Annotated in this window: 9 protein-coding genes; 7 read left to right on the top strand and 2 right to left on the bottom strand. The window is 66.4% G+C overall.

All coding sequences use genetic code 11. From position 1 onward, the window contains the following. Window positions 1-20: 20 nt before the first annotated feature. Together ABE571_RS03625 and ABE571_RS03630 are read right to left on the bottom strand one after the other, a co-directional pair. Window positions 21-3,260 (bottom strand): efflux RND transporter permease subunit, encoded by a 3,240-nt coding sequence (locus tag ABE571_RS03625; protein ID WP_346482950.1) that lies wholly within the window; start codon window positions 3,258-3,260, stop codon window positions 21-23. Window positions 3,261-3,348: 88 nt separating this feature from the next. Then, window positions 3,349-4,587 carry an efflux RND transporter periplasmic adaptor subunit gene (locus ABE571_RS03630; RefSeq protein ID WP_346493197.1) on the bottom strand — a complete coding sequence of 413 codons (1,239 nt, stop codon included), beginning with the start codon at window positions 4,585-4,587 and terminating at the stop codon, window positions 3,349-3,351. 227 nt (window positions 4,588-4,814) lie between these two features. On the opposite strand from ABE571_RS03630, the gene ABE571_RS03635 reads away from it, so the two are divergent. The 7 genes from ABE571_RS03635 (at window position 4,815) to aceK (ending at window position 13,311) form a co-directional block, all read left to right on the top strand. Next, entirely contained in the window at window positions 4,815-6,143 is a 1,329-nt protein-coding gene (locus tag ABE571_RS03635) for a M20 family metallopeptidase (protein WP_259258863.1), read from the top strand. Between the two features lie 83 nt (window positions 6,144-6,226). Beyond that, complete coding sequence (gene queF / locus ABE571_RS03640; RefSeq protein WP_346482948.1) at window positions 6,227-7,045, top strand: NADPH-dependent 7-cyano-7-deazaguanine reductase QueF; 819 nt, start codon at window positions 6,227-6,229, stop codon at window positions 7,043-7,045. Between the two features lie 185 nt (window positions 7,046-7,230). Next, window positions 7,231-7,524 (top strand): LysM peptidoglycan-binding domain-containing protein, encoded by a 294-nt coding sequence (locus tag ABE571_RS03645; protein WP_121040566.1) that lies wholly within the window; start codon window positions 7,231-7,233, stop codon window positions 7,522-7,524. A gap of 40 nt (window positions 7,525-7,564) precedes the next feature. Further along, a complete protein-coding gene (locus ABE571_RS03650) occupies window positions 7,565-8,068 on the top strand; it encodes a hypothetical protein (protein WP_346493198.1) in 504 nt (167 codons plus the stop codon). 287 nt (window positions 8,069-8,355) lie between these two features. After that, complete coding sequence (locus ABE571_RS03655; RefSeq protein WP_346482947.1) at window positions 8,356-8,925, top strand: hypothetical protein; 570 nt, start codon at window positions 8,356-8,358, stop codon at window positions 8,923-8,925. A 264-nt stretch (window positions 8,926-9,189) separates the two neighbouring features. Next, on the top strand, window positions 9,190-11,415 hold the full coding sequence (locus tag ABE571_RS03660; RefSeq protein WP_346465879.1) for an NADP-dependent isocitrate dehydrogenase: 2,226 nt from the start codon (window positions 9,190-9,192) through the stop codon (window positions 11,413-11,415). A 183-nt stretch (window positions 11,416-11,598) separates the two neighbouring features. Then, the gene (gene aceK, locus ABE571_RS03665; RefSeq protein ID WP_346493199.1) at window positions 11,599-13,311 is read left to right on the top strand and encodes a bifunctional isocitrate dehydrogenase kinase/phosphatase; all 1,713 of its coding nucleotides are present in this window, start codon (window positions 11,599-11,601) and stop codon (window positions 13,309-13,311) included. The last annotated feature ends 23 nt before the right edge of the window (window positions 13,312-13,334 follow it).

A 13,334-nucleotide genomic window follows, 5' to 3' on the forward strand; every position in this document is an offset into this window, starting at 1 on the left:
ACGGCCTGCGGTGCTCATCATCACGCCTGCGGCTCCTGCACCGGGCCATGGCCATGACGCAGCGCACGCTGTTCGCGGCGCTGGCGCAGGCGGTCGGAGAAGCGCTCCATGTACAGGTAGATCACCGGCGTGGTGTACAGCGTCACCAGCTGCGACAGCAGCAGGCCGCCGACGATGGCGATACCCAGCGGGCGGCGCAGTTCCGAGCCGATGCCGGTGCCCAGCGCCAGCGGCAATGCACCCAGCATCGCGGCAGCGGTGGTCATCATGATCGGGCGGAAGCGCAGCAGGCACGCGCGACGGATCGCCTCGTGCGCGTTGGCGCCGGTGCGCCGGGCTTCGATCGCGAAGTCGACCATCATGATGCCGTTTTTCTTCACGATGCCGATGAGCAGCACGATGCCGACGATGCCGTCCACCGACAACGGCAGCCCGCACACCATCAGCGCCAGCAGGGCGCCGACGCCGGCCGGGGGCAGGGTGGAGATGATGGTGAAGGGATGGATGTAACTCTCATACAGCACGCCCAGCACGATGTAGATCAGCACCAGCGAGGCCAGCAGCAGCCACACCACATCGGTCTGGCTGCCGGTGAACTCGGCGGCCTTGCCGATGAACTGCGCATGCACCTGCGAGGGCATGTCCAGGCCGGCCTTGGTCTCTTCAATCGCCTTGACCGCATCGGACAAGGAATAGCCCGGCGCGATGTTGAACGACACCGTGACCGCCGGCAGCTGCTGCTGGTGGCTGACCACCAGCGGGGTGCTGGTGACCTTGCCCTCGGCCAGCGCCGCCAGCGGAATGATGTTGCCGGCGCCGACCGGAATGCCGGTGTTCTGCGCGCCGATACCGGTGGCGGTGGACGAGTTGGACGAGGTGACCTGGCCGAAGTTGGTGGCATTGCTGCCGGTCAGCGCGCCCGCGCCATTGGAGGCTACCGCCAGCTGGTTCATCAGCGCGGTGCTGGTGCGGAACTCCGGGGCCACTTCCAGCACTACGCGGTACTGGTTGAGCTCGGTGAAGATGGTCGAGATCTGGCGCTGGCCAAAGGCGTCGTACAGGGTGTCGTCGATGGTCTGCATCGGCACGCCGAGCACGCTGGCCTTGTCGCGGTCGATGGTCAGCTCGAGCGCGCGGCCCTGGTTGGACAGGTTGTTGTCCACGTCGGCCAGCTCCGGGCGCTGGCGCAGCGCCTCGGTCAGGCGCGTGGCCTGCAGCGCGACCTGCGCGCTGTCCACGTCCGACAGCGAGTACTGGTACTCGGTCGCGGCCACGCGGGTATCCAGGGTGACGTCCTGCACCGGCTTGAGGTACAGCGCCACCCCGGGAATGCCGGCCACGGCCTTCTGCAGGCGCGGCAGGATCTTGTCGAGCCCATCGCGGTCGCCGCGCTCCTTGAGCACGATCGACAGCTGGCCCTGGTTGAGCGTCGGGTTCATGGTCCCGGCGCCGATGAAGGCCGAGACACCGGTCACTGCCGGATCGCTGCGCAGCGCTTCGGCCACGGCCTTGGTGCGCTGCTCCATCTGCGGGAAGGCGATGTTCTGGTCGGCCTGCACCACACCGGTGATCAGGCCGGTGTCCTGCTCGGGCAGCAGGCCCTTGGGGATCACAATGTACAGCACCACGGTCAGCACCAGTGCGCCGGCGGCGACGGCCAGGGTCAGCGGCTGGTGATCCAGCACCCAGTCCAGGCTGCGCTCATACAAGCCCACGGTGCGCGACCACACGGTGGCCTTGCCCGCTGCGGCGGCGCGCTCGTGCGCGTCTTCGCCCTCGGGCAGCGCATCGGGCTTGAGCAGGTAGGCGCACATCATCGGGGTGAGCGTCAGCGAGATCAGCATCGACAGCGTCACCGCGATGCTCAGCACCCAGGCGAATTCGTGGAACAGGCGGCCGGTGACGCCGGGCATCAGCAGCAGCGGCAGGAACACCGCCACCAGCGAAATCGTCAGCGAGAGCACGGTGAAGCCGATCTGCTGCGCGCCGATCTCGGCCGCTTCCGGCCCGCTCTTGCCCTGTTCGATGTAACGCACGATGTTCTCGATCATCACGATCGCATCGTCGACCACGAAGCCGGTGGCCACCACCAGCGCCATCAGCGAGAGGTTGTCCAGCGACATGCCGGCAAACGCCATCACGCCGAAGGTGCCGGCCAGTGACAGCGGCACCGCCACCGAGGGAATGATGGTCGCCCACAGGCGGCGCAGGAACACGAAGATCACCGCGACCACCAGGCCGATGGTCAGGATCAGGGTGAACTGCACTTCATGCACCGAGGCGCGGATGGTCTCGGTGCGATCGTTGAAGATGTCCAGGTGTACATCGGCCGGCAACACGTTCTGCAGCTGCGGCAGCAACGCGCGGATGCGCTCGACGGTCTGCACGATGTTCGCGCCCGGCTGGCGCCGCACTTCCAGCAGCACCGCCGGCTTGCCATCGGCCCACGCGGCCAGCTGGTCGTTCTCCACGCCGTCGATCACGTTGGCCACATCGGACAGGCGCACCGGGCGGCCGTTCTTGTAGCTGATGATGGTGTCGCGATACTCGGCGGCACTGGTCAGCTGGTCGTTGGTGCCGATCGAGTAGGACTGGGTCTTGCCGTTGAGCGAGCCCTTGGGCGCGTTGACGTTGGCCTGGGTGAGCGAACTGCGCAGCTCTTCCAGGGTCAAGCCCATGTTGGACAGCTGCGCCGGGTTGACCTGGATGCGCACGGCCGGGCGCACGTTGCCGGCGATGGAGACCAGGCCCACGCCCTGCACCTGCGACAGGCGCTGGGCGAGGATGGAGTCGGCGTAATTGTTGACGTCGCGCAGCGGGCGCGTGTCGGAGGTGAGCTTGAGGGTGACGATCGCCGCGTCGGCCGGGTTCACCCGGTTGTAGACCGGCTGGTAGGGCAGCGAGGAGGGCAGGGTGGCCTGGCGGATCGCGGCCTGCACATCCTGTGCGGCGATGTCGATGTCGCGGTCCATCGAGAACTGCAGGATGATCGTGGACAGCCCTGCCGACGAATCGGAGGTCATGATCTCCAGCCCGGAAATCTGCCCGAACTGGCGCTCCAGCGGCGTGGTCACCAGCGAGGCCATAGTGACCGCATTGGCACCGGGATACTGGGTGGTCACCACCAGGCTGGGCGCATCGATCTCGGGCAGCGCCGACACCGGCAGCTGGCGGTAGCCGAGGATGCCGAGCAGCAGCAGGCCCGCCATCAGCAGCGAGGTGGCGATCGGGCGGCGGATGAAAATCGTCGAAAAGCCCACGGGCGGGTCCTTGCTGGTGCGTCGTGCTGCGTTGGATCAGGCGAACGCCGGCGCGTGGGCCGGCGTCAGGAACGTAGGGCGGGCGCGATCAGCGCGGACCGCCACCGCGGCGTCCACCGCCACCCTGCTGCTGGGCGGCCTTGAGTTCGGCTTCGGTCGGTGCGGCCGGGGTTTCGCCCGGCTTGAGCGCGGTCACCTTCGCACCCGGCTTGAGCCGGAACTGGCCTTCGCTCACGACACGCTCGCCGCCTTTCAGGCCCTCGGTGATCTGCACCTGGCTGTCGCCGACTTCCACGCCGCTCTTCACCGTCTGCATGGCCACGGTGCTGTCCGGCTTGACGATGTAGACGTATTCGCCGTCCGGCCCGCGCATCACGGCCTGGGTCGGGATCACCACGCCGCCGGCGATGGTGCGCAGCTGCATGCGGACATTGACGAACTGGCCCGGCCACAGCGAGTTGTCTTCGTTGTCGAACAGGGCGCGCGCGCGGAAGGTGCCGCTGTCGCTGCTGATCTGGTTGTCCACCACATCCAGCTTTCCGCCGTCGGTAAGGACGTGCGCGTCGTTGCGGTCCAGTGCGGCGATGTCTACCGGGCCGGCGGCCTGGGCCTGGCGCACGGCCGGCAGCTGGCGCTCGGGCAGGTTGAACACGACATGGATCGGATGAATCTGGGTCAGCGTCACCAACGCCGTGCCGGCGCTGACGATGTTGCCGGCGTCGACCGCGCGGATACCGGCGATGCCGGAGATCGGGGCGGTCACGCGGGTGTACTGCAGCTGCACCTGGGCGGCGCGCATGCTGGCCTCGTTGGCGGCCACGGCACTTTCGAACTGGGCCACCTGGTTGCGCTGGGTATCCAGGTCGGTCTTGGCCACGTACTGGCGATATTCGGCCGAACTGGAGCGCTGGTAGTTGGAGCGGGCGGTGGCGAGCTGGGCCTGGTTCTGGCGCTTGGCCGCCGCGGCCTCGTCGTAGCTGGCCTGCAGGGTGCGCGGATCGATCTGCGCGAGCAGGTCACCCTTCTTCACTTCCTGGCCTTCCTTGAAGTTCAGGCTGATCAGCTGGCCGCCGACCTGCGGGCTCACGGTGACGGTGTTCATCGCCGCCACCGTGCCCAGCGCGCTGGCGTAGACCGGCACGTCCTGGCGGACCGCATCGATCACCGTGACCGGCACCGGGCCGGCATTGGCCGGATCACCGCCCTGGCGCCCTTCGGCTGCCGGGCCGCCTGCATCCCCCTTCTTGCCGCCCATCAGGCGCATACCCACAACGGCAATCACCAGCACTGCGACCACCAGCAGCACGATCTTCCAGAAACGCGACATTCAATAACTCCCGAGGGCTGGCGAAGGGCGGGGCCCGGTTGGCTAGGCGCAAAGCATACTCGTCGCCCGTGGCCTTTCATGCATGACGGATGGGACGGGCGATCAGACCGGATGTGACGGGTGAGGTTCCATCCATGAACGTTTGCCGGGGCAGAAAGTTACAGCGCGACCGGCGCCGATGCCCTACATTCAGGTTCGACCGCCGTTCTGACCCGTGGAGACCTTCAATGCCCCGTCTGTCGCTGTTGATGTCCGCCCTGCTGCTGGCCGCCCCCGGTCTGGCCGCCGCCGCCCCCGCCGAACGCCCGGAAGTGGCCGCCGCTGCGACCCGCCTCAAGGCCCAGGTGATCGACTGGCGCCGTGACTTCCACCAGCACCCGGAGCTGTCCAACCGCGAAGAACGCACCTCGGCCAAGGTGGCCGAGCGCCTGCGCGCGATGGGACTGAAGCCGCAGACCGGCATCGCCCACCACGGCGTGGTGGCCATCATCAAGGGCGGCAAGCCCGGCCCGCGGATCGCCCTGCGCGCGGACATGGACGCACTGCCGGTGACCGAACAGACCGGCCTGCCGTTCGCCTCCAAGGCCACCAGCACCTACCGCGGCGAGACCGTCGGGGTGATGCACGCCTGCGGTCACGACGCCCACACCGCCACCCTGCTGGGCGTGGCCGATGCGCTGGTGAAGATGCGCGCGAACCTGCCCGGCGAAGTCATGCTGATCTTCCAGCCCGCCGAGGAAGGCGCGCCGCCGCCGGAAGAGGGCGGGGCGGCGCTGATGCTCAAGGAAGGGCTGTTCAAGGACTTCAAGCCCGAGGCCGTGTTCGGCCTGCATGTGTTCTCCAGCGTGCCGGCCGGCCAGATCGCGGTGCGTGGCGGCCCGCTGATGGCAGCGTCGGATCGGTTCGGGATCAAGGTGATCGGCCGCCAGACCCATGGCTCGGCGCCGTGGAACGGGGTGGACCCGATCGTGGCCACCGCCGACCTGGTCGGCACCGCGCAGACCATCGTCAGCCGCCGTGCCAACCTCTCCAAGCAGCCGGCGGTGGTGACCTTCGGCGCGATCAAGGGCGGCATCCGCTACAACATCATTCCCGATGAAGTGGAGATGGTCGGCACCATCCGCACCTTCGACGAGGGCATGCGCCAGCAGATCTTCGCCGACCTGCGCAACGTGGCCGAGCACACCGCCGCCGCACACGGGGCCAAGGCGGAAACCGAGATCTACGAGTCCGAGGGCAACCCGGCCACGGTCAACGATCCGGCACTGACCGCGCGGATGCTGCCGAGCCTGCAGGCCGTGGTCGGCGAGGGCAATGTGTACGAGCCGCCGCTGCAGATGGGGGCCGAGGACTTCTCGCTGTACGCCCAGCAGGTGCCGGGCATGTTCTTCTTCGTGGGCTCCACCAGCGAGGGGATCGATCCGGCGACCGCGCCGGCCAACCACTCGCCGAAGTTCCTGCTCGATGAGAAGGCGCTGGATGTGGGCCTGCGCGCGTTGCTGCAGGTCAGTCTGGATTATCTCAATGGGACGCCGGCTGTGCCTGCGGCGGGGTGAAACGACGGTAGGTCCCGGCCGTTGGCCGGGACCTTTCGTTTTCGCCGCCGGACGCCGCGCGCCTACCGGCGTAAAATGGCGGCATGAATACCCCCCAGGACTCCAGCCTCGGTCGCGAGGTGGCTTACCCGTCGCAGTACGATCCCGGCCTGCTCTTCCCCATCCCGCGCCGCGGCGCCCGCGAGGAAATCGGCCTGGACGAAGCGGCGCTGCCGTTCGTCGGCCATGACCGCTGGCAGGCCTATGAGCTGAGCTGGCTGGACGGTCGCGGCAAGCCGCGTGTGGCCGTGGCCACGGTCAGCGTGCCGTGCACCTCGCCGAACCTGATCGAATCCAAGTCGTTCAAGCTGTATCTCAACTCGCTCAACAGCACGCGTTTCGATGATGACGCGGCCGCGCGCCTGTGCATCACCCGCGATCTGTCGGCGTGTGCCGGGGCGGTGGTGACGGTGGTGCTCGGGGTGCCGCCGCTGGTGGAAGAGGCCGAGGGCGAGTCCTTGGACGAGCGCGATGTCGCCATCGAACGCTACGGCCCGCCGGCCCCGGAATTCCTGTTCGCCGACGCCGATGAGGTGGTCACCGAAACGTTGAGTTCGGCCCTGCTCAAGTCCAACTGCCCGGTCACCGGCCAGCCGGACTGGGCCAGCGTCAGCGTGCGTTACCACGGCCCGAAGATCGACCGCGACGGCCTGCTGAAATACCTGATCAGCTACCGCGAACACGCCGAATTCCACGAGCAGTGCGTGGAGCGGATCTTCAGCGAAATCACCCAGCGCTGCGCACCGCAGTGGCTGGAAGTGGAAGCGCGCTACACCCGCCGCGGCGGCCTGGACATCAACCCGTGGCGGGCCAGCCCGGGCATCGAGCTGCCGGCCCGCACCGTCCGCGACCTGCGGCAGTAGAGCGACCCCACGGGTCGCTGCCCCGGAACCCGGCACCACGCGCAGCCACCCATGGGGTGGCTCTACCCCCGGGCAACGTGGCCGCCGGTAGCCGTTCCGCACGTCTTCACACCCACGCCATGCCCCATTAACAAGGGCTGTGACACCGTGCCTCCCATGTCGTCAATCAAGACGGGAGTGTATGGATGAGTACCGATAAGAAAGTCGACTTTTCCGGTGTCAGCGCCAGCGTTGATACCACCGCGCAGAAAGTCGATCAGGTCGATTTCTCGGGCGTGACCTCCTCGGTGGATACCACCGCGGAAAAGGTCGGGGGCACCTACACGGTGCAGAAGGGCGATTCGCTCTCCAAGATCGCCAAGCAGGAACTGGGCGATGCCAATGCGTGGAAGCGCATCTTCGAGGCCAACCGCGATGTACTGGACGACCCGGACAAGATCCAACCGGGCCAGACCCTGAAACTGCCGCCCAAAGCCTGATCCGCTGTACTGCCCATCACCTACAAGGGAGCAACCTCACATGAAGAAGTCGTCCATCAGTACTGCCGTCCTCGCCGCGCTTCTGGCCACCGTGGCCCTGGCCGGCTGCAAGAAGAAAGAAGACACCGCTGACAACAATGCGCAGCCGGCGGCGACCACCCCGGCCGCACCGGCGCCGATGACCGAAGCCGCCCCGCAGCCGATGACCGCTGCGGCCGGGGTGAACGTCTCCAACGTCACTGTCGGCAAGACCGCTGCGGCGGACAAGACGGTCACTTCGGCAGCGTTGTTCGCGCCGAAGGACGACATCATCGTCTCGATCCGGACCGATGGCAGCGCCAACAACGCCAACGTGGCGGCCAAGCTGACCTTCCAGAATGGTCAGGTGGCCGGTGAGCAGAACCAGGTGGTCAATACCACCGGTGCCGAAACCACCAATATCTCGTTCAAGAATGCCAATGGCTGGCCGGCGGGCAAGTACCGCGCGGAAGTCATGGTAGATGGTAAGGCGGCCGGATCGCCGCAGGAGTTTGAGGTCAAGTAAGCCCAGACGCCGACTCTCTCCCGGCAACAGGCTCACGATGGACGCAGCCGCGAGGCTGCGTCTTTTTTATGGCTTTATTTCATCGGCGTGGCGGGCAGAAGTGCGCTTCATGCCATTCCAGGCGCGGCAGCCTGTATGGGTCTAGCGCTGGGCCGCAGGCGCCTCAAGGAAGGGCATGGTTTCCCGCTCTGGTGAGATCGCCCGATCCGTACTGTGCGTGGATTGCACGAGTCGTATCGTCGCAGAATGGGGGTATCGCGCGGCGCCGGAATTCCAAGGGAGAGGCAATGGACAAGAAGAGGATGTGGCGTTTCTTTGCGCCTGTTGTTGCGCTTTTACCCGGATACGCATATGGACAGGAAGCAACGCTGTGGGCCTACAGTTGCGATCACTTCCTCCATGGCGCCTGCCTGCGTGTCCCCACTGGGATGTCGATCAGCTACGAATCACCTGCGGATTTCGGGATTCATGAAGTTCTGAAGGATCAACGGAGCGTGCTGTTGGTCTATGAAGGCGACGCACCGCAAGCGCCCAGTCCGGGATCCTCTATCGATCTGAAACTAACCCTTCCTGGCTATCAGCTTTCCGGCTACAGAACAGCCGAGGGCGATTCGACCCGATACGACATCTTCGTCAAGCCCGACCGATCGGGTGTCATGCCGCTGCATCTGATCGGCACGGCGACCGGCGCCTCACAGCGAAAGGATCTGGCAGCGGCAGTTGGCAGCTTCCGGGTATGCAGTTTCAAGCGCAACCACAGCAGCCAGACACTCACGTGTCCTCGCCAAAGCGTGTGGGGAAAGCCCCTCGCGGAATGGGTGGACGGTCTCCCGGAGGCCGCCGCAGTTTCCGAATGAGCGGTTCTGCATCCGGAAACTGCGGCGGCCTGGCGCCGATGCACCACAGCGTTCCAGTACGTTTGCGTATGGGGTGGCTTTGCTCCGGGGGGCTGAAAACGCGACAATGCAGGGGTTTCCCGCCGTGCGCGCCGTTGGTTGGCGCGGTCCCCGGGGAAAGTGCGGGCCAGGCTGTGCGAGGCCCTGCACGCGACACGGTTGCACGCGGCCCGGCATTGCCGTCGGCCATCATTCACGAGATCTGCAAGAGAGCCCTGATCCCCCATGTCGAACACGCCCAAGATTCTCTACACGCTCACCGATGAAGCCCCGTTCCTGGCCACGCAGTCGCTGCTGCCGATCGTCGAGGCCTACACCGCCACCGCCGGCATTGCCGTGGAAACCCGCGATATTTCGTTGTCCGGCCGCATCCTGGCCCTGTTCCCGGATTACCTGAAAGACGACCAGAAAGAAGCCGACCACCTGGCCGAACTGGGCCAGCTGGCGACCACCCCGGACGCGAACATCATCAAGCTGCCCAACATCAGCGCCTCGGTGCCGCAGCTGAAGGCCGCGATCAAGGAACTGCAGGACCAGGGCTTCGCACTGCCGAACTACCCGGACGTGCCGACCGACGACGTCTCGCGCGACATCAAGGCGCGCTACGACAAGGTCAAGGGCAGCGCGGTGAACCCGGTGCTGCGCGAAGGCAACTCCGATCGCCGCGCGCCGCTGTCGGTCAAGAACTACGCCCGCAAGCACCCGCATCGCATGGGCAAGTGGTCCAAGGACTGCAAGTCGCATGTCGCGCACATGGATGGCGGTGACTTCTACGGCAGCGAAAAGTCGGCGACGCTGGCCACTGCCGGCAGCCTGAAGATCGAACTGTTCAAGGCCGACGGCAGCAGCGTCGTGCTCAAGGAAAAGACCGCAGTCAAGGCCGGTGAGATCGTCGACGCCGCCGTGATGAGCCGCAATGCGCTGGCCTCGTTCGTGCAGGCGCAGATCGCCGATGCGAAGGCCAAGGGCGTGCTGTTCTCGCTGCACCTCAAGGCCACCATGATGAAGGTCTCCGACCCGATCATGTTCGGCGTGGTCGTCGAAGAGTTCTACAAAGACGTGCTGGCCAAGCATGCCGAGGTGCTCAAGCAGGCCGGGTTCGATCCGAATAACGGTATCGGCGATCTGTTCGCGCGCCTGCCGCAGCTGCCCGAAGCGACCCAGGAAGCGATCAAGGCCGACCTGGCTGCCGAATATGGCAAGCGTCCGGGCCTGGCGATGGTCAATTCGGACAAGGGCATCACCAACCTGCACGTGCCGAGCGACGTGATCGTCGATGCCTCGATGCCGGCGATGATCCGCGACTCCGGCGGCATGTGGAATGCCGATGGCAAGCTGCAGGACACCAAGGCCGTCATCCCCGACCGTTGCTATGCCGGTGTGTACCAGGCCGTGATCGACGACTGCCGCACCCACGGTGCGTTCGACCCGGCCACCATGGGCTCGGTGCCGAACGTCGGCCTGATGGCACAGAAGGCCGAGGAATACGGCTCGCACGACAAGACCTTCCAGATCCCGGCCGACGGCACCGTGCGCGTCTCCGATGAGGCAGGCGCCGTGGTGTTCGAGCACGCCGTGCAGACCGGCGACATCTGGCGCATGTGCCAGACCAAGGACGCCCCGATCCAGGATTGGGTGAAGCTGGCCGTGAACCGCGCCCGCCTGAGCGGCACCCCGGCGGTGTTCTGGCTCGATGCCGCCCGCGCGCACGATGCGCAGGTGATCGCCAAGGTCGAGACCTACCTGAAGGACCACGACACCAACGGCCTGGACATCCGCATCCTGGCCCCGGTGGAAGCGACCGCCTTCTCGCTGGACCGCATCCGCAAGGGCGAGGACACCATCTCGGTGACCGGCAACGTGCTGCGCGACTACCTGACCGACCTGTTCCCGATCATGGAGCTGGGCACCAGCGCCAAGATGCTCTCCATCGTGCCGCTGATGGCCGGTGGCGGCCTGTTCGAGACCGGTGCCGGTGGTTCGGCGCCCAAGCATGTGCAGCAGTTCGTGGAAGAGGACTACCTGCGCTGGGATTCGCTGGGCGAGTTCCTCGCGCTGGCGGCCTCGCTGGAGCACCTGGGCAACCGTTACGACAACGCCGGTGCGACCGTGCTGGCCAAGACGCTGGACCAGGCCAACGGCCAGTTCCTGGACAACGACAAGTCGCCGTCACGCAAGCTCGGTGGCATCGACAACCGCGGCAGCCACTTCTACATCGCGCTGTACTGGGCCCAGGCCCTGGCCGCGCAGGACGACGATGCCGCGCTGAAGGCCCGTTTCGCTCCGCTGGCCAAGGCCCTGGCCGACAACGAGCAGGCCATCGTCGGCGAGCTGGCCGCGGTGCAGGGCAAGCCGGTCGATATCGGCGGTTACTACCGTCCGGACGTGGCCAAGGCCAGCGCCGCGATGCGTCCGAGCACCACCTTCAACAGCGCGCTGTCTGCGCTGTAACGAAGCGGTCCCGCCCCAGCGGTGATCGATGAAGAACCCGCGCTTCGGCGCGGGTTTTTTTGTGGGCGCCCGCTGGGCAAGCGCCCAGTCGCTGCCTTATGGTGGCAGCAGGTCCTGTGGAAGTGGATGCATGCACGGTCGCTGTTCCTGCCAGAACGTTCCATGCCTCATCGGTGGCACCGCATGACTGCGTCAGCGGAGGCGCTTGCGCGGTTGATCCGCGATGGGTTCGAGGATTACCACGCGCGCTTCGCGGCGATCTCGCGGCGTGCGCGGCTGCGCTTCGAACGGCGCGACTGGGCCGGTGCACGGCAGGACGCCGTGGAGCGCATCGGGCTGTACGACCGGTGTATCGCCGAGACCGTGGATGCATTGCGCCGTGCAGCCGGTGAGCGCATCGGCGAGCGCGCGCTGTGGCTGCAGGTGCGCACGGCCTATGCGGCGTTGCTGGCGGGGCTGATCGACGCCGAGCTGTACAAGACGTTCTACAACACGCTGGCGCGCCGGCTGTTCGCCACCCGCGGTGTGGACGGGGCGATCGAGTTCATGGCGATGGACGTGGAGCCCTCCGATGCCATTACCCATCCGGTCGCGCGGCACAGCTACACCTTGTCGCCCACGCGCCCGGCCGATGCCTTCATGCGCGTACTGGGGGACTACCGCTTCGATGTGCCGTACGCGCACCAGCTGCGCTGCGCCGCGGCGATCGCGGTGCGCCTGCAGGACGATCTGGCGCACTGGGGCGACTACCCGGTGCGCAGCATTGAACTGCTCGACACCGTGTTCTATCGCGAGCGTCGGGCCTATCTGGTGGGGCGCGTATTCGGTGAGCATCGCTTCTCGCCCTGCGTGATCGCGCTGGTCCATGACGAGCGCGGCCTGCGCGTGGATGCGGTGTTGACCCGGCGCCGTGATGTCGCGCATCTGTTCGGCGTCTCGCGCAGCTATTTCCAGGCCGATCTGGCCACGGTAGGCGATGCGGTGGTGTTCCTGCGCAGCCTGCTGCCGGGCAAGCCGGTCGATGAGATCTACACCGTGCTCGGGCGTGCCAAGCAGGGCAAGACCGAACGCTATCGCACCTTTTTCCGTCACTTCCAGGAACAGCCGGGCGAGCAGCTGGTGCATGCTGACGGCACGCCCGGCATGGTCATGGCGGTGTTCACCCTGCCCAGCTATCCGCTGGTGTTCAAGCTGATCCGGGACCGTTTCGCCTGGCCCAAGACCATGAGCCGGCACCAGGTCGAAGAGAAGTATGCGCTGGTATTCAACCTGGACCGTGTCGGCCGGCTGCTCGACGCGCAGCCCTATCGGCACCTGCGCTTCCCGCGGTCACGCTTCTCTTCGGCCCTGCGCGAGGAGCTGCTGACCCAGTGCGCCAGCAGTGTGCGCGAGGACGGCGACGAACTGGTGATCGCGCTGTGCTACGTGCAGCGGCGTTTCCGTCCGCTCAACCTGTACCTGCGTGAGCAGACCGCCGAGGCACGTCGCGTCGCCGCGCTTGATTACGCGCAGGCGATCACCGACATGGCGCGCAACAACATTTTTCCTGGCGATATGTTGCCGAAGAACTTTGGTGTGTCCCGCCACGGGCGCGCGGTGTTCTACGACTACGACGAGCTGTGCCTGGTCACCGAGTGCAACTTCCGTGCATGGCCGACGCCGCGCAATGAGGAGGAAGCGCTGGCTGGTGAACCCTGGTTCGACATCGGCCCGCGTGACGTGTTTCCGGAGCGGTTCTGGATGTTCATGGGGCTGCCGGCGCCCGAGCTGGCGGCCGTGCGCGAGCATTTCGGCCATCTGCTGGATCCCGTGTGGTGGCAACAGCTGCAGGCAGGTTTTGCCAGCGGTGATTTTCCGGACACGCCGCCGTATGCCGGCGCGCTGCGGCTGGCTTGATTGTCCACAGGAACGCCGCTGCG

Origin of the sequence: Stenotrophomonas sp. TWI273 (genome assembly GCF_039674765.1) — a bacterium.
Classification (GTDB): Bacteria; Pseudomonadota; Gammaproteobacteria; order Xanthomonadales; family Xanthomonadaceae; genus Stenotrophomonas.